Source organism: Bacteroides sp. AM16-13 (genome assembly GCF_003602705.1).
Taxonomy (GTDB): domain Bacteria; phylum Bacteroidota; class Bacteroidia; order Bacteroidales; family Bacteroidaceae; genus Bacteroides; species Bacteroides xylanisolvens.
This window is the reverse complement of the sequence record NZ_QTLK01000014.1, coordinates 17,452-35,559: the sequence shown is the minus strand read 5'-3', so window position 1 is coordinate 35,559 and position 18,108 is coordinate 17,452. Positions and strand designations below refer to the sequence as shown.

The window sequence follows — 18,108 nt, the reverse complement described above, 5'->3', positions numbered from 1 at the left end:
GTACGTTCCGATCCACAGAGCGAATCCTGCTATCGACATGGCCAGTCCGCGAACCTTGGTGGGATACATCTCCGAGAGGAGTACAAACACCACGGCACAGATGGATACGGCACAGCAGAATACATAGAACAGGAAGAAAACAAGCAGGAAGAGGCTGGATACTCCCAGGGAATCTCCGAAGAGGAAGTAAAGACCGATAAGGACCAGAGAGAGCACCATGCCCGAAACTCCGTAATATACCAGCTTCTTGCGGCCCACCTTATCGATGATGACAAGAGCCAGAACCGTGGTCAAAGTATTGACTAGTCCTACCAGAACTTGGTAAAAAAGAGAATCTCCTCCTGAAAGTCCTGCGTTTTCAAAGATAGAAGGGCCATAATAAAGTACTGCGTTCACACCCATAAACTGTCCTAAAATCGCAATACACACACCGATAATAACAGCTTTGAAGATTCCAGGCTTCATCAATAAAGACCATTCCGATTTTGTTTCAGAGGTCAGCACAGATTTCGTTTCATTTAATTGACTTTTCGCTTCTGTAATTGAATTATATATTTTCTCTAATATATTTACAGCTTTCAATTCCTTTCCACGTACGATTAACCAGCGGGGACTTTCCGGAATAAAAAATATGATAATGAAGAATAAAATTGCCGGCAATGTTTCCATACCCAACATACCTCTCCATACTTCAGTTATAAATATTTTATTCAACCAATCCACACTTAATTGCGTACCACTCTCCGCCCATGCCAATAATTGATAGTTAACTAAATAAGCTCCCAAAAAACCAACTGTTACAGCCAACTGATACAATGACACCAAACGTCCTCTATACTGTGCCACAGCTACTTCAGAGATATAAAGAGGAGAAACAATGGAAACGACTCCTATCCCTACTCCACCTATTATCCGATAAATCACCAATTGAGTAAAATCGGCTGATAGAGCACATCCCAAAGCTGATGTAGAGAACAACACAGCTGAAATAACCATCGTAAGTTTTCTTCCTAACTTATCGCTTAAGATTCCAGCAAAAAGAACACCTACGATAGAGCCTACTAAAGCACATCCTACATACCATCCCTGTTGTAGTGTATCTAATTGAAAAAGTTGAGTCACTTGGGCAATTGTTCCCGATATAACCGCAGTATCATATCCGAACAAGAAGCCTCCCAATGCTGCCACAACAGAAAGGAATATAAGATAACCAAAATTGATTGTAGACTTCATAACATTTATTTTATTTCAAAATATTCTTTATATCTGTCATATAAATGACCAGCTTGCAGATAGGCTGATTGCGGACTCATAAAATGAGAAAATTCAAAAGTAATAGCCTTATCATATCCGGCACGTTTGGCTGCTTCCAACTTCATCCGAAGTTTATCAAACTTAATGGGTAGAAAACGAATAGGCATATCACGGTCAAAAGATTCGGCATTTGTCCAGCATTGCATACCATACTTGTCTGCTAATTTTTTATTGACAGAAAAGAACGCATCCAATTCGTCATAATCAATATGCCCATCTTGAAATGCACATGCATCTACCACATCATGAATTCCATCAAAAATTTCATCCCATTCTTTTTCGTGTTGTTGTACAGAAACGGCATCTTCTCTCGTCATTTTTGTCGTTCCCATGATTGCTTTTTTGCCATCAATCCAAGGAGATATAAAAGTAGGCAATCCATTGGATACATCTTTACATTGTTTACCTAATGTATGGAAGGCGCCAATCGCGCCTTTCGTTGCCCGGCTAATTTCACCACTGATATACCATCCTCCAAAACTTTTATACTTGGAACCATAATTTTCCCAAACTTCATCAATTACATATTTGTTATCTTCCACTTCCCAGGTCATATCCCCTGTGTCCCAGTATTTACCCGAATCGTATAGTCCAAAATAGAATTTCATTCCATACTTTTCAGCTAAACGTAAAAACACATCCACCAAGTCAACAGAAGGCATATAACAACCTTTCTTCAATAAATAAGGAGAAGGAAAAGTGACAAACTTACGATAACCAGAACGGATCATTATTACTGTATCAATTCCTATATTTTTCATGTGCTGAAAATCCAAGTCCCATTCTTTCTCACCCCAGTTCTGATGTGGAATATCATGTGATATTTCATCCAAAAAAGTTCCGGTAATTTTTAGGCCATTGTTTTTAGGAACAATAAGTTTACTTTCTAAATCATCAGTTGCCATTACCGTACTAGCACTAACTTTTGAAGTACAAGATTCAAATAAAGTTGGTACAGTCAAGGCTGACGCGCCAGCCAATGTGGCTTTTTTTAGAAAATCTCTACGATCTAATGTTTTCATATTAGTTTAATTAAAACAGCTGTTAACACTTATATTATTATTACCTATTGAATATACTGTCCTGTAATATCTACTTTTTTATTATTGAAAGGATCTAATATCTGATCAATCAAAATTGCCATTTCACTTCGTAGGATGTCTCGATTCATATCAAAGTCCTTCAATTCAAATTCATTCCATATCTCTTCTACCCTACCCTCTTTCATCTCAAAACCTTCTTTTTCGGCAATTCCTCCTATTAACTCTGTAGCTTTCTGAATTGATATGGTATTATTACCTTCGAATACTTGCTTATTGACAAAAGGATAAACATCACCCAATCCTTTCAACTCATTTGCCAATAATAATGTATCCGCTCTGAACCACATTTGATTTGACCAGTCAACACTTTTACCTACACCTTTTAATATACCTGTTGAGCCGATACGTTGTAGTGACTTAAACATTGGGTGATCTAACTCAACATCTAAATAAGGCAATAAATATCCTTTTCCATCCAAAATCGCATTTTGTACTTCCCGAACAGATACTTCTCTTATATTTTTATCTTCTTTCACTGCAAGAGCTGCTAATGCTCCCGCTGCCTGCCCGATCTGCATAACCATCGGCTGCAAACGAGTGGTACCATTAATTATATTAGAAACAGATATTGATTTTTCAGCAACAATCAATCCTTCAACATCTTTCGGAATCAAAGTTCCTAAAGGTAAACCGTATGACGGTATCGGATGAAAATAAAGATTAGGCAACTCTTCATATCCATGATAACGCGTATGATGATGGTCCACAGGATAATTCCCCACGGCAATACAAGTACGATAAAGAGGTTGAGACTGCCTGAACGGTTCACAAGCATGATTTAAATCAAAACGTACTAGCCCATGGATTCTCCTAGACTCTCTATGGTAAGGAATAAATGGCAATTTGTCGGCTGTAGGATATTCATCGTCAGCCAAGCCCAATGTATTAAAACCTAATTCATGTTGCAGAAAATAAACGAAACACATCGTATAATGTTTTGCATATTTCAAGGCTTCTTCACGTTCCTCACGGGTCATTTCAATCAAGTTTACATAATAATCATTGCCTTCTATCGGCCAATTAATCATGTATTTATTATTAGGAAGTTTTCCATAAGTTATCATCATGTCTTTAGACCATACACGATCCGGTTCTTTAGGCGTGATACAAACATGACTGGCACAAGCACAAGCAAATTCATCCTTATTATATCCTTCAGGACAAGGAATAGTCACATCTTTACCATAATCTTTCAAGATTGCTACGTATGTAATATCCTGAACTATATTATTTTTCTCTTCCGGAGCGATATCTTCTTTAGTATCATGACGGCTTTCCATACCGACATCATATTTCACCCCGCACATTTTTGCTATATCCCCCAATTCAGTACCATCAATCAATATTTTAGCATGTATTTTTTTGATTGTATTATCTTTCATCTGAATTTGAGCAATCCAAGCATCATTCTCTCTTTCCAACTTTACCAAAGTAGCATTATGCCATACTTTTAGATTTTTCTCCGCGTCAACCATTTCATGGAAAATTTTATTTCCGACTGAAGGTTCAAACAACACTGCACTCACCCAACCGGTTTTTAGAGAATCAAGTCCGCCATAATAATCAGCCAAATGTTCGCGAAACTCACCAAACAAACCTGCCGGTAAATCATAGTTTCCGTCAACAGCACTTACACCTGCAGATGTAAGCATTCCACCCAGCCATTCTGTTTCTTCTACTATCAATGTTGCAGCCCCCATTCGAGCAGACTGAATACCAGCAGTCACTCCACTGGCACCTCCACCAATAATTAGCACATCAACAGAATCATCTGAATGAGAGCATGCTGTAAAACACAAAGCAAATAATAAACACAGACCTAAAAAATAGTTTCTCATACTAAATTCATTTAAGGATATAGAGTTTTATTAATAATATCACGGCACAAATATAGCTATATTTATTAAATAAACAATAGATAATAAAATATTTTATTAATAAAATCATTATTTCTTGCATTATTAATTAATAGAAGGGGGAATTACCTCACAAATCGTCTTCTTTCATTTATTATATCCACAATCGTCCATAGCTACATTATCCTATATATAAATCCATTACATAGTATATAGGAAATATAACATTCAAGATATTCTAATTTTCAAGGCTTCAAAACCACGTATTAATAAAAAAATTAATTATCTTTGTGTGAATTACCAAATATGCATAGTTATGAACCAACAATTCTTGAAAGAAATAGAAAAGGGCTCTAAAAGTGCTCTCGTCAAAAAGAGGATTATTACACATTATATATATAATGGAAGTTCCACAATTCCCGATCTTTCAAAAGAGCTGGATTTAAGTGTACCAACCGTCACCAAATTTATCGGTGAAATGTGTGATGACGGATATATTAATGATTATGGCAAATTGGAGACTAGTGGCGGACGCCATCCCAACCTCTATGGGCTTAATCCGGAATCCGGTTACTTTTTGGGTGTAGACATCAAAAGATTCGCCGTCAATATCGGACTGATAAATTTCAAAGGTGATATGGTAGAATTGAAAATGAATATACCTTATAAGTTTGAGAACTCAATCGAAGGGATGAATGAGTTATGCAAGCATATTCTCAATTTTATAAAGAAGCTCACTATTAATAAAGAGAAGATCTTAAATATTAATGTAAATGTGTCGGGACGTGTAAATCCTGAATCAGGGTATAGCTTCAGTCAATTCAATTTTGAGGAAAGGCCGTTGGCGGATGTATTATCCGAAAAATTGGGATATAAAGTAACCATTGATAATGACACGCGTGCCATGACTTATGGCGAATACATGCAAGGCTGCGTGAAAGGAGAAAAGGATATCATTTTTGTAAATGTAAGCTGGGGAGTAGGTATCGGAATTATTATTGATGGTAAGATTTATACCGGAAAATCCGGATTCTCCGGTGAATTTGGACACATGAGTGCTTATGATAATGAGATAATCTGCCATTGCGGAAAAAAAGGTTGCTTGGAGACGGAAGCTTCCGGATCGGCACTTCATCGTATCTTATTAGAGCGTATTCTAAGTGGGGAAAGTTCCATTCTATCTACACGAATCGCCACAGAGGAAAACCCGATCACTCTTGATGAGATCATTGCCGCTGTGAATAAAGAAGACCTGCTTTGCATTGAAATTGTAGAAGAAATCGGACAGAAACTAGGCAAACAGATTGCCGGGCTAATCAATATCTTCAACCCGGAACTGGTCATTATAGGTGGAACTTTATCTTTAACCGGTGATTATATCACCCAGCCCATAAAAACAGCCGTACGCAAGTACTCTCTAAATCTGGTTAATAAAGATTCAGCCATCATCACATCTAAGCTGAAAGACAAAGCCGGCATCGTTGGCGCTTGTATGCTCGCACGCAGCAGAATGTTTGAAAGCTAGTTTTATCTTCTACGCTGGGAGAAAAAGTTATCTATAAAGCGAACGATATAGACTACGGCTACTCCGGCAACCACTAAAACAATAATACGACTCAACATAGATTACATTTTTATATTTCACATCTATTACATACGCAGGATTTCCCTTTTAAAATAAGAATAGGGAATCCTGTAAAAATTAGAACGCTGATTATTAATTAATAATCAGCGTTCTAATTTGAGAGCCGCTAGCCAGACTTGAACTGGCGACCTACGCGTTACGAATGCGTTGCTCTACCAACTGAGCTATAGCGGCGTTTGTCTCTCGTTTACGGCGTGCAAAATTACAGCTTTATTTGAGAAAACAAAAAGAATCCGATTATTTTTTGAGCATAATTTTTAAATCAACTTTTGTTGACGTAATCTAGAACTTTTCTTTGCGTTCAAATTTCCCGTCCTCGGTATAGTACTTCCATGTACCCTTCGGTTTATTATTTGCATACTTTCCACGAAGCTTCAATGTCCCATCTTCATAATATTCACGGTAACGACCGTGACGTTTTCCTTCCTTTACTTCCACTTCACTCTTCAACGCTCCCTCCGGATAAAACTCCCTCAAAACGTTTCCTTCAAACTTTTCGACATAGAAACGCTTCAATTCGCTCATCTGTTCTTTTTCAGTTTCAGCATCTTCGTTCATTTCCTCATCATCTTCATCGGCAGCAACGGCAACAACCTCCTCCGGTTGATATGGACTGTAATCCATCACATATTGCAAAGAAGCTGACCGTCCATCTCCTATAACCTGCATAGTCCAGTAAGGAAACGAATACAGAATATCTTTATTGGATTGTATTTCATTCCATGTGGCAGGATTCATCATAGGTTTCAGTTGGGAATAAAACTTGTGCACATCCGTATATAAGAAAATGGTAGAACTTGACTTTAAATAGGAAAGCGCATTTTCAAATCCCGGATTATTTTTCAATAAATTCTTCTGCTCGTAATCTTCCACAAAAGAGAGCAAAGATGCAGCCTTATTACTAAAAACTACATAATCATCGACATAAGTATAATATGGCTTTTCAAATTTATCAAATAGTTTTCCAAAGAACAGGCGGAAAAAGCCTTTCATTTCGACGTAATTAATCTCGAAATCTTTATAATTAACCGTCTTTATCTTAACCGGACTGCGCCGCTTAATCTTCTTTTCTATTAATTCCATGTTCTTACGGGCATCTTTTATACTTTTAGCTCTGATAGCCAGAATTAGTTCTGGGTCATGTCCCAACAACCCCGGTTCGGATTGCGTAATAGCAAATTCTCCCGACATCCAACTCAAAAAGTTTTCTTCCAAAGATATCCCGAATAGCCCTTCAATCTTTTTCCGGGAACTTTGATAAGAATCATACAATTGTTTATTATGAACCGACATCGCATTCTCCAGCTCTTTTACAAAAGTTACCGGGTTGTTGAAACCTATATTGGTATAAAGAGCCGTCCGCCCGGACAGAATCTCATGCGCTTTCATTTTATGTTTTCCCGAATTCAATAAAGCAGTGACATAAGGATCGGCAGAATCTTTTCTCAACGTATACCCTTTCACTTCCATCCGCTCCTTATCCGTATTTAGGTAAAGTCCGGCAAAATTCATAGAATTGCTAAACAGATCAATGTATTCGTTTCTTGCCCCCAGATAAATAGACATGAATTGAGGTACGCGCGCATAATTAATAAAGACTCTGACAAGCCCCTTACCGGAAACCAACTTCTCCGTTTCAATAAAAGACTGGTCAAGTCCGATTTTGGGTTTATTACGCGAATCAATAGCCGATTCGACAAGCCCGGACGTATAAGATCCTACCAAATGATTATCCACAAAAGCAATATAGAAAATATCCCTTGTTTCGGGATCACGCATTTCAAGGATATTAATGCCGTTATGCATCCGGTTGGTGACAGTAAAGCCACTCATGACCAATACGGTTTCCACCTGGTCTTTCAATAAATCCATTTTCGATGTTTTCTGCATATCCAGAATCAGCAGAAAATCCCACTTTGTGGCACGGGTCTTGTGAAGCGAAATAAGCATATCCCGTTCACCAACAAGCGACAACAACACTTTATTGCTTTTGACTACCGAATCGAGCTTCTCTACACTCTCCGTTACTTCCTCGAAAGATTTCGCTTTCTTCAGACATTGCCATGTTTCACTTCCACTAAACTTTTCCCAATCTTCAATCGGAGCCGATGATTGAATGATAAACGCAGCATCTTCGGGAACCAGATAGATTTGCTGAATATTACGATCAGGCGAAACAAATAAATAAACTACGGAATATACAACATATACCGCCAAAGCTAATGCAGCCACAACTAAAGTTCTCTTTACAATTTTCGAGGTACTTTTTTTCTTCTCCGGGCCTGCATATTGCTCTTCTTGCCCGCAATTTAATTCATTCATTATTGATCTGTTATAAACTTGAGTGGACAAAGATACTAAAAAAACTATTCTGAATAAAACATAAACCATTGACTCGTATCGTAAATATGTACTAACTTTACAGCATGAAAAAGAAATTCCAACTCGAAGTTCCGGGAGGAGCCGATAAAGTCTTGCTTCATACTTGTTGTGCTCCTTGTTCATCAGCCATTATTGAATGTATGATGCAACATCATATCACCCCCGTCATTTATTATTGCAATCCTAATATTTATCCGCAGGAAGAGTATATGATAAGAAAAGAAGAATGTACGCGCTATGCCCAATCATTGGGATTGGAGATTATAGATGCTGATTACGATCATGAAAACTGGCGATGTCACATAATAGGAATGGAGCAGGAACCTGAAAGAGGAGGACGTTGCCTGCGTTGTTTTAAACTGCGTTTATTGGAGACAGCCCGTTACGCACACGAACATGGTTTCTCTGTAATTACCACGACACTTGCCTCCAGCCGTTGGAAAAGTCTGGAGCAGATCAATGAAGCCGGACAATATGCTACCGCCTTTTACCCGGATGTTACATACTGGGAACAGAATTGGCGGAAAGGGGGACTTAGCGAACGACGTATTGCCATCATTAAAGAATATAACTTTTACAACCAACAATATTGCGGTTGCGAATTCAGCATGAGAAAAGAAGAATAAAACAAACCTGTCATCACCAGCCAATCAATGAATCGAAATAAAAAAGGTAAAAACAGAAAACTATTCAAAAAGAAATCACACTCTAATAATAGATTAGGATGTATCATCGCCATTATTGTGCTCATTCCTATTCTTTTTGGTGTTTATTTGTATTGCCAGCAGATTAATATCCAGAAAAATAACGAACCGCAAACTGATACTTCCTTTCAAATTCCACCCGGCAAAGATCTGGAGACACCTATATCACTAATTCCCCGGCAAGAACAAATCATCCGGCATAGCGGATATACGGTATCATACAACAAAGATTTAAAAATCCCCAACTGGGTTTCTTACGAATTAACCAGGGAAGAAACCAAAGGAAAAGAAAAAAGAGGTAATCGTTTTATTGCCGATCCATTAGTGACAGGGCCGATTGCAACGAATGCCGACTATACCCGTTCAGGATATGACAAAGGTCATATGGCTCCCGCAGCAGATATGAAATGGAGTCCTGAAGCCATGAAAGAATCATTTTATTTCAGCAATATGTGTCCGCAACATCCACAACTAAACAGAAGAGGATGGAAAAATCTGGAAGAAAAGATCCGGGATTGGGCTATAGCAGACAGCGCCATCATTATTATATGTGGCCCTATTATTGAAAAACATCCCAAAACAATCGGAAAGAATAAAGTCGTAGTACCTCAAAAGTTTTTTAAAGTAGTCCTTTCTCCTTTTGTCAAGCCGATGCGAGCTATCGGTTTCTTATTCAATAATGAGCAGGCAGTAGAACCTCTATCATCCTATGCAGTAACAATAGATAGCATCGAGAGCCTGACTAACATGGATTTCTTCGCACCTCTGCCCGATGAGATAGAAAACAAAATAGAAGCAGATATTAATTACTCCCTGTGGCCTAATTAAGTAGCAAAACTCGTTTCTCTGAAATGAATTCATTTCCCTGTGCCAATGGCATTCTAGTTACAAACAGACTCTCACTTCAATAAAAGGGAGTTGTTGTATTACTCTCAAGGTTTCACATTGTAACGTCAAGAGATTGTCTATTCCCACATATTGTAGGAAAGTATTCTCTTATTTTATGAGAAAATATTCCCATATATTGCGGGAAAATAGTCCCACAATATATGGGAATAATGGAACTACGCTGGAAACAAAAAGATAATTGCAATGAATGCCAAGCAGCACAATAAGCAACTGAATAAATCAAGCAAGGCAGACGTAACGTGAAAGAATGAATTCACAATCGCATCGAAAGAAAACATACTTTTGATGTAGTCGCCTTATGATTCATCCTAAAAAGAGAACACTCCTATCCAAATTCTTTTTATCTTTGACGAACTTTTTAAATACACCTCAAAAGATGAAGAAAAAAAAGAGAAATATTCTACTATCAATTCTAATCGGAGCATTCCTCCTTTGTGCAGTTGCCGGAGGCACCTTTTATTATTATCTGTTTGCCCCCCAATTTCACCCACCTAAAACCGTATATATTTATGTAGACCGGGATGATACTGCCGATTCTATTTACCATAAAATAAAAGAATTCGGGCATGTCAATAAGTTCACCGGATTCCAGTGGATGGCAAAATACAAGGATTTCGATCAGAATATCCATACCGGTCGTTATGCCATTCGCCCCAATGACAATGTTTATCATGTATATAGCCGTTTTTCCAGAGGTTATCAGGAGCCTATGAACCTTACTATCGGAAGCGTCCGGACATTAGACCGATTGGCGCGAAGCATCGGCAAGCAGCTCATGATAGACTCTGCCGAAATCGCGAGCCAACTGTTCGACTCTACTTTCCAAGCGCAAATGGGATATACCAGCATAACACTCCCCAGTCTTTTCATACCGGAAACCTATCAGGTATATTGGGATATGAGCGTAGACGAATTCTTCAAACGAATGAAGGACGAACACGAACGATTTTGGAATAAAGATCGCCTGGCACAAGCCACCGCCATCGGCATGACACCGGAAGAAGTCAGCACACTTGCTTCCATCGTTGAAGAAGAAACCAACAACAACGAAGAAAAGCCAATGGTAGCCGGATTGTATATCAACCGGTTACATCAAGATATGCCCTTACAAGCAGATCCCACTATCAAATTTGCCCTGCAGGATTTTGGCCTGCGCCGAATTACCAACGAGCATTTAAAAGTCAATTCTCCCTATAATACCTATATAAATACCGGATTACCTCCGGGTCCCATCCGTATTCCTTCTAAAAAGGGAATAGATAGCGTGTTGAACTATACCAAACATAACTATATCTACATGTGTGCCAAAGAAGATTTTTCCGGAACTCACAACTTTGCCTCCAATTACGCCGACCACATGGCAAATGCAAGAAAATACTGGAAAGCCCTGAATGAAAGAAAGATTTTCAAGTAAATTTGTGATAAAACGAACGGAAAAGCCTATCTTTGCCCGATAGATTAACAAACTGTGATCAACACTAAATAAAAGAAATAGATATGAGCAAGCAACTCTTACTTGGCGATGAAGCCATTGCACAAGCTGCACTGGATGCCGGACTTTCAGGCGTTTATGCCTATCCGGGTACTCCTTCAACTGAAATTACGGAATATATTCAAATGGCCCCTATAACGACCGAACAGAATATACACAACCGTTGGTGTGCCAATGAAAAAACAGCGATGGAAGCTGCGTTGGGTATGTCTTTCGTAGGTAAACGGGCATTAGTTTGTATGAAGCACGTAGGTATGAATGTAGCTGCCGACTGTTTCGTCAACTCTGCCATCACAGGCGTGAAAGGCGGATTGATTGTGATAGCCGCAGACGATCCCAGTATGCACTCCTCGCAGAACGAACAGGACAGCCGTTTCTACGGAGATTTCTCACTGATACCGATGTACGAACCAAGCAATCAGCAGGAAGCGTATGATATGGTATACAGTGGCTTCGAATTCTCTGAAAAGCTAGGCGAACCGATCCTGATGCGTATGGTAACCCGCCTGGCACACTCCCGTTCAGGAGTAGAACGCAAAGAGCAAAAGCCGCAGAACAGCATCTCTTTCAGCGAAGATCCGCGTCAGTTCATCTTGTTGCCGGGAAATGCCCGCAAACGCTACAAAGTATTGCTTGCCCGCCAAGACGAATTTATCAAAGCTTCAGAAGAATCGCCCTATAATAAATATACAGACGGTCCTAACAAAAAGCTGGGAATCGTAGCTTGTGGTATCGGTTACAATTATCTGATGGAAAACTATCCGGAAGGTTGCGAATATCCGGTACTCAAGATCGGCCAATATCCATTGCCTAAAAAACAATTGCATCAATTGATCGAGTCTTGTGACGAAATCCTAGTTCTGGAAGACGGACAACCCTTTGTAGAAAAACAATTGAAAGGTTATCTGGGTATCGGCGTTAAAGTAAAAGGACGCCTCGACGGTACTCTGTCACAGGACGGAGAGTTAAATCCGGACTCTGTAGCCCGTGCCGTAGGTAAAGAGAATAAATCGGAATTCGGTATTCCTTCTGTTGTAGAAATGCGCCCGCCTGCACTTTGCGAAGGCTGCGGACACCGCGATATGTATATCACGCTGACCGAAGTTCTGAAAGAAGAATATCCATCTCATAAAGTATTCAGCGATATCGGCTGTTATACATTAGGTGCAAATGCTCCTTTCAATGCAATTAATTCATGCGTGGATATGGGTGCTTCCATTACGATGGCAAAAGGTGCCGCTGACGGAGGTCTTTTCCCGGCCGTAGCTGTCATCGGCGACTCAACGTTCACCCATTCCGGAATGACCGGACTATTAGATTGCGTGAACGAGAACGCCAGTGTAACCATCGTCATCTCCGACAATGAAACCACCGCCATGACAGGTGGACAGGATTCTGCCGGAACTGGACGCATCGAAGCGATCTGTGCAGGTATCGGAGTAGATCCGGCCCATATCCGTGTAGTTACTCCATTGAAGAAAAACTATGAGGAAATGAAGCAAATCATTCGCGAAGAAATAGAATATCGTGGTGTATCTGTCATTATCCCACGCAGAGAGTGTATCCAGACATTAGCACGCAAAAAAAGAAGTAAGTAAGCCATGAAAAAAGACATTATATTATCAGGAGTCGGCGGACAGGGAATTCTGTCCATTGCCACAGTAATCGGCAAAGCTGCCTTGAAAGAAGGATTATACATGAAACAAGCGGAAGTGCACGGAATGAGTCAACGCGGAGGAGATGTCCAATCCAATCTCCGCATCAGCGACCAGCCGATTGCTTCAGACCTGATCCCGTCAGGCAAATGTGATCTCATCATCTCATTGGAACCGATGGAAGGATTGCGTTACCTCCCCTACCTTAGCCCTACCGGCTGGTTGGTGACTAACGAAACCCCGTTTGTCAACATCCCCAATTATCCGGAAACAGACAAAGTGATGGCAGAAATCAACAAACTGCCTCATAAGATAGTATTGAACGTAGACAAAGTGGCAAAAGAAGTAGGCTCCGCCCGCGTTGCCAACATTGTCTTACTGGGAGCAACAATCCCATTCCTGGGCATTGATTACGAAAAAGTGCAAGACAGCATCCGCGAAATCTTCCTGCGTAAGGGAGAAGCAATTGTAGAAATGAATCTTAAAGCATTGGCAGCCGGCAAAGAAATTGCGGAAAAGCTGATGCAATAAAAGGCATTACCATGAGTACACAATACTGGGAAGAAGAATTAGAAACCATGAGCCGGGAGAAGTTGCAGGAATTGCAGCTTCAACGGCTTAAAAAAACAATTAATATAGCTGCGAACGCTCCATATTACAAAGAAGTTTTCAGCAAACATGGCATCACAGCAGATAGCATACAGTCATTGGATGATATCCGCAAAGTACCTTTTACTACCAAATCTGACATGCGCGCCCACTACCCGTTCGGACTGGTGGCAGGTGATATGAGCAATGATGGTGTACGTATTCACTCTTCCAGTGGTACCACCGGAAACCCGACTGTTATCGTTCACTCACAGCACGACCTCGATTCCTGGGCCAACCTGGTAGCCCGCTGTCTGTATGCAGTAGGAATACGCAAGACTGACGTTTTCCAAAACAGCTCCGGATATGGTATGTTTACAGGAGGTTTGGGCTTCCAATACGGTGCAGAACGCTTGGGCTGCCTGACAGTCCCTGCCGCTGCAGGAAACAGTAAACGACAGATTAAATTCATCAACGACTTTAAGACTACCGCTTTACATGCTATCCCCAGCTATGCCATCCGCCTTGCAGAAGTCTTCCAGGAAGAAGGACTCGATCCCAAAGGAACCACACTGAAAACCCTGGTTATCGGTGCCGAACCCCACACCGACGAACAACGCCGGAAAATAGAAAAGATGCTGGGCGTAAAAGCATACAACAGCTTCGGTATGACAGAGATGAACGGCCCCGGTGTTGCCTTCGAATGTCAGGAACAGAATGGAATGCACTTCTGGGAAGACTGTTATCTGGTAGAAATTATCGATCCAGAAACAGGCGAACCCGTTCCGGAAGGAGAAATCGGAGAATTAGTACTTACGACTCTCGATCGTGAAATGATGCCGTTAATTCGCTATCGTACCCGCGATTTAACCCGTATTCTTCCCGGAAAATGCCCATGTGGCCGTACCCATATCCGTATCGACCGTATCAAGGGACGTAGTGATGATATGTTCATTATCAAGGGAGTAAACATCTTCCCGATGCAGGTAGAAAAGATTCTGGTACAATTCCCCGAATTAGGCAGCAACTACCTGATTACGCTGGAAACTGTCAACAACCAAGACGAGATGATCGTCGAAGTAGAATTAAGCGACCTTTCTACCGACAATTATATTGAACTGGAGAAGATCCGCAAGGATATTACCCGCCAATTGAAGGATGAAATATTGGTGACTCCTAAAGTTAAACTGGTAAAGAAAGGCTCTCTCCCGCAAAGCGAAGGAAAAGCCGTCCGGGTGAAAGACTTAAGAGACAACAAGTAACGATTCAAATATCCATGTGCTAATATACCAACCGCCGTTTTCACCATGCGGAATGGAATATTAGCACATTATTAATTAATATCATACAGCATGCAATTACTTAAAAAAAGAATTCTGCAAGACGGAAAATGCTACGAAGGAGGTATCCTGAAAGTAGACGGTTTTATTAATCATCAAATGGACCCTGTCCTGATGAAATCAATCGGAGTCGAGTTTGTCCGTCGTTTTGCAGCCACAAACGTAAATAAGATTATGACAATCGAAGCCAGTGGCATCGCCCCGGCTATCATGACAGGCTACCTGATGGATTTACCAGTTGTATTTGCAAAGAAGAAGTCTCCTAAAACCATCCAGAATGCACTAAGCACCACTGTGCACTCATTCACTAAAGATCGTGATTATGAAGTCGTTATCAGTGCCGATTTCCTCACTCCAAATGACAATGTTCTTTTCGTGGATGACTTCCTCGCGTATGGCAATGCCGCATTAGGCATTATCGACCTCATCAAGCAATCCGGAGCAAATTTGGTAGGAATGGGATTCATTATTGAAAAAGCCTTCCAAAATGGGCGTAAAAAACTTGAGGAGCAAGGCGTCAGAGTAGAAAGCCTGGCTATCATTGAAGATTTATCCAATTGCTGCATTAAAATCAAAGACGAGTAGATTAATTGGCGAGTAGATTAATTAGGATTGAAATACTGCCCTTTATCTTTCGTTCTTTTCCCATATTGCACCGCATGCTGCGGACAAACATGATAACATGCCAGGCATGAGGTGCAATCCATCCCCCAAACAGGCTTTCTGCCCATCATCATAATATTCCCTACCGGACAACTCTTCTCACAACGCCTACATCCAATACAAGCATCCGTAGTATAAAAATTCTCGGGAGACATCTGAAAGCGATTAAATAAAGGATTGATAATCCTCGTCTTAATAAAAGGAATACTCCCTTCATGACAAAGAAACAACTCTTCCCTCCTACTTATTGAAGCATTAATTTGATTGACAGTCGGAATAGCATCTGCCAGTTTTTTCTCCTCTAGTTCTTTCTTATCTACGTCAAAACCGGGAAGCAATACATAATTATTGGGCATAGTCACAGAAAAGCCTGCATGACACTTCCAGCCTTTATGACTCAAAGCCTTCTCCAGCACCTGCTGCGTAAGCCCGGTATCATCCCCACAGGAACAAACAAAAAACAAATATTGTCTTTTATACCCCTTTAAAGAGAGTTGCCGAATAAAATTAAGTACGATTGCAGGAGGCGCCCACGAATAGACAGGAAATACAAAACCGATCTTTTCATCTTTCCGCAAACAAAACTCAAACGTTCTGTTCTTTAACGCATCGGGAATAAAAAACAATTCTTCTTTTTGCTCTTTGGAAAGCTGATTTGCAATCCATTTAGAATTACCTGTACCGGAGAAATAGAATATCATAGAAAAGTATATAAAAAAGCCGCATCGACGATGTGATGAAACTCTGATAGAACAAGATTTGAGCGCTCGCCCTCTTTGTAATCCACCGGCTTAAAGCTGTCCCGAAGGATGTGGCCCGCCATTGAAGAACGAAGCTTTCTCGGTGCATCAGATTAATTTGAAGAGTTTCCCGATCCAGTCGATACGGCTAATATTTTTGTATCACAAATGTAATAAGAATACATGAAACTAACAAGAAAAAAAAGGATTTTGTTTGCCAACTAACATTTTTTTTATTCCCTTTCATCTGCCTAACAAAAGAAAAGTGCCAGTTACTAGCTTAGTAACTGACACTTTGTAACTCGTAAACTATTGATGCTTAAGCAGCTTTTGCTTTTGCAACTACAGCTTTGAAAGCTTCCGGGTGATTCATAGCTAAATCAGCCAAAACCTTACGGTTTATTTCAATACCGGCTTTGTGCAGACCGCCCATCAATTTAGAATAAGACATTCCTTCAAGACGTGCAGCAGCGTTGATACGTTGTATCCAAAGAGCGCGGAAGTTTCTTTTCTTATTTCTACGGTCACGGAACGCGTAAGTCAAACCCTTTTCCCAAGTGTTTTTAGCTACGGTCCATACATTCTTTCTTGCACCAAAGTAACCTCTGGTTAATTTCAAAATTTTCTTTCTTCTTGCTTTTGAAGCAACATGATTTACTGATCTTGGCATAGTTTTACTTTTTTTGAATGTTAGCGCCGCTACTTCACGCAGCGAACTTCAGGCTAATGCATTCGGTTAATACTTTAATAATACTTTTACGCTTTTGATTACTTCATTGCTAAGAGTTCCTTAACCTGGCTTACATTTGTTGTATCAACAGTTGTAGAGTAGCACAGATTTCTTTTTCTCTTCTTAGTTTTCTTAGTCAAAATGTGACTGTGAAAAGCGTGCTTTCTTTTGATTTTACCTGTTCCGGTAAGGGTAAACCTTTTTTTAGAACCGGAGTTAGTCTTCATCTTTGGCATCTTACTTGTTTTTAAATTATTAAATATATAATGGCAACGCACTATACCTGCGCGTTACGCATCTTTTCTTATTCTTCGCCCTTTTCCGGCTTCTCTGCTTTTTGTGCAGGAGCAGCAGGTTTCGGTGCTCCAGCTGTTGCCGGCTTTTTAGGAGCTTCTTTCTTTTTCGGAGAAAGCTGAATAGTCATGCGCTTACCTTCCAGTATCGGCATTTGATCTACTTTAGCGTAGTCTTCCAAGTCATTTGCAAAACGAAGCAAAAGCACTTCACCTTGCTCCTTGAAAAGGATGGAGCGACCTTTAAAGAATACATAAGCCTTCACCTTATCGCCATCTTCCAAAAATCCTTTAGCATGCTTCAACTTAAAGTTGTAATCATGGTCGTCTGTCTGGGGTCCGAAACGGATTTCCTTCACATTAACCTTAACCTGCTTCGCTTTCTGTTCCTTCTGGCGTTTCTTTAATTGATAAAGAAATTTAGAATAATCAATAATACGACAAACAGGGGGTTGAGCATTAGGAGAAATTTCCACTAAATCCAATTCTCTCTCTTCAGCCATTTTCAGAGCCTGAAAGATTGGATATACTTTCGGTTCAATATCATCGCTTACTATGCGAACTTCCTTGGCACGAATCTGTTCATTGATTCTGTATTGCCCTTTTAGAGTGTCATTCTTCATTAAAAACGTTTACTTCCTAGTTTGATCTTTTTATTGTTATACTAAATATTTTATTCTGAAACGGCTGCAAA

At 40.1% G+C, this 18,108-nt stretch carries 16 protein-coding genes and 1 tRNA gene; 8 read left to right on the top strand and 9 right to left on the bottom strand.

Translation table 11 applies throughout. The features are described 5' to 3' along the window. The 3 genes from DW173_RS12860 to DW173_RS12850 all read right to left on the bottom strand — a co-directional run. A partial coding sequence (locus DW173_RS12860; RefSeq protein ID WP_233562157.1) for a sugar porter family MFS transporter occupies positions 1–1,233 on the bottom strand: 1,233 nt, incomplete at its 3' end. A 5-nt stretch (positions 1,234–1,238) separates the two neighbouring features. Then, positions 1,239–2,336, bottom strand: coding sequence for a DUF4434 domain-containing protein (locus DW173_RS12855; protein WP_120144535.1), 1,098 nt, complete (start codon positions 2,334–2,336; stop codon positions 1,239–1,241). Between the two features lie 44 nt (positions 2,337–2,380). Beyond that, positions 2,381–4,255, bottom strand: coding sequence for an FAD-dependent oxidoreductase (locus DW173_RS12850; RefSeq protein ID WP_120144534.1), 1,875 nt, complete (start codon positions 4,253–4,255; stop codon positions 2,381–2,383). A 334-nt stretch (positions 4,256–4,589) separates the two neighbouring features. Here DW173_RS12850 and DW173_RS12845 point away from each other — a divergent pair, with 334 nt between their 5' ends. Further along, positions 4,590–5,798 carry an ROK family transcriptional regulator gene (locus tag DW173_RS12845; protein WP_120144533.1) on the top strand — a complete coding sequence of 403 codons (1,209 nt, stop codon included), beginning with the start codon at positions 4,590–4,592 and terminating at the stop codon, positions 5,796–5,798. A 221-nt stretch (positions 5,799–6,019) separates the two neighbouring features. Here DW173_RS12845 and DW173_RS12840 read toward each other — a convergent pair. Together DW173_RS12840 and DW173_RS12835 are read right to left on the bottom strand one after the other, a co-directional pair. Beyond that, positions 6,020–6,092: transfer RNA gene (locus DW173_RS12840), tRNA-Thr, on the bottom strand. A 108-nt stretch (positions 6,093–6,200) separates the two neighbouring features. Then, positions 6,201–8,240, bottom strand: coding sequence for a DUF3352 domain-containing protein (locus tag DW173_RS12835; protein WP_120144532.1), 2,040 nt, complete (start codon positions 8,238–8,240; stop codon positions 6,201–6,203). 104 nt (positions 8,241–8,344) lie between these two features. Between DW173_RS12835 and DW173_RS12830 the strand changes: the two genes are divergently transcribed. From DW173_RS12830 to xpt, 7 genes are all read left to right on the top strand, one after another. Beyond that, positions 8,345–8,926, top strand: coding sequence for an epoxyqueuosine reductase QueH (locus DW173_RS12830; protein ID WP_087322486.1), 582 nt, complete (start codon positions 8,345–8,347; stop codon positions 8,924–8,926). A gap of 27 nt (positions 8,927–8,953) precedes the next feature. Further along, positions 8,954–9,832 carry a DNA/RNA non-specific endonuclease gene (locus tag DW173_RS12825; protein ID WP_120144531.1) on the top strand — a complete coding sequence of 293 codons (879 nt, stop codon included), beginning with the start codon at positions 8,954–8,956 and terminating at the stop codon, positions 9,830–9,832. A 457-nt stretch (positions 9,833–10,289) separates the two neighbouring features. Next, on the top strand, positions 10,290–11,327 hold the full coding sequence (gene mltG, locus DW173_RS12820) for an endolytic transglycosylase MltG (RefSeq protein ID WP_120144530.1): 1,038 nt from the start codon (positions 10,290–10,292) through the stop codon (positions 11,325–11,327). An 83-nt stretch (positions 11,328–11,410) separates the two neighbouring features. Further along, complete coding sequence (locus DW173_RS12815) at positions 11,411–13,003, top strand: thiamine pyrophosphate-dependent enzyme (protein ID WP_004313250.1); 1,593 nt, start codon at positions 11,411–11,413, stop codon at positions 13,001–13,003. A gap of 3 nt (positions 13,004–13,006) precedes the next feature. Beyond that, a complete protein-coding gene (locus tag DW173_RS12810) occupies positions 13,007–13,591 on the top strand; it encodes an indolepyruvate oxidoreductase subunit beta (RefSeq protein WP_004311458.1) in 585 nt (194 codons plus the stop codon). An 11-nt stretch (positions 13,592–13,602) separates the two neighbouring features. Continuing rightward, the gene (locus tag DW173_RS12805; RefSeq protein WP_004313249.1) at positions 13,603–14,910 is read left to right on the top strand and encodes a phenylacetate--CoA ligase; all 1,308 of its coding nucleotides are present in this window, start codon (positions 13,603–13,605) and stop codon (positions 14,908–14,910) included. 90 nt (positions 14,911–15,000) lie between these two features. Continuing rightward, complete coding sequence (gene xpt, locus DW173_RS12800) at positions 15,001–15,573, top strand: xanthine phosphoribosyltransferase (protein ID WP_004311456.1); 573 nt, start codon at positions 15,001–15,003, stop codon at positions 15,571–15,573. A 17-nt stretch (positions 15,574–15,590) separates the two neighbouring features. On the opposite strand, the gene DW173_RS12795 is transcribed toward xpt, so the two are convergent. From DW173_RS12795 to infC, 4 genes are all read right to left on the bottom strand, one after another. Continuing rightward, positions 15,591–16,352, bottom strand: coding sequence for an EFR1 family ferrodoxin (locus tag DW173_RS12795; protein ID WP_008774847.1), 762 nt, complete (start codon positions 16,350–16,352; stop codon positions 15,591–15,593). Between the two features lie 358 nt (positions 16,353–16,710). After that, positions 16,711–17,061, bottom strand: a complete 351-nt coding sequence (gene rplT, locus DW173_RS12790) for a 50S ribosomal protein L20 (RefSeq protein ID WP_004297540.1) — start codon at positions 17,059–17,061, stop codon at positions 16,711–16,713. Between the two features lie 98 nt (positions 17,062–17,159). Next, on the bottom strand, positions 17,160–17,357 hold the full coding sequence (gene rpmI, locus DW173_RS12785; protein WP_004326827.1) for a 50S ribosomal protein L35: 198 nt from the start codon (positions 17,355–17,357) through the stop codon (positions 17,160–17,162). A 68-nt stretch (positions 17,358–17,425) separates the two neighbouring features. After that, positions 17,426–18,037: a translation initiation factor IF-3 gene (infC, locus tag DW173_RS12780; RefSeq protein WP_049702997.1), complete on the bottom strand. Its 612-nt coding sequence runs from the start codon at positions 18,035–18,037 to the stop codon at positions 17,426–17,428. Between the last annotated feature and the right edge of the window lie 71 nt (positions 18,038–18,108).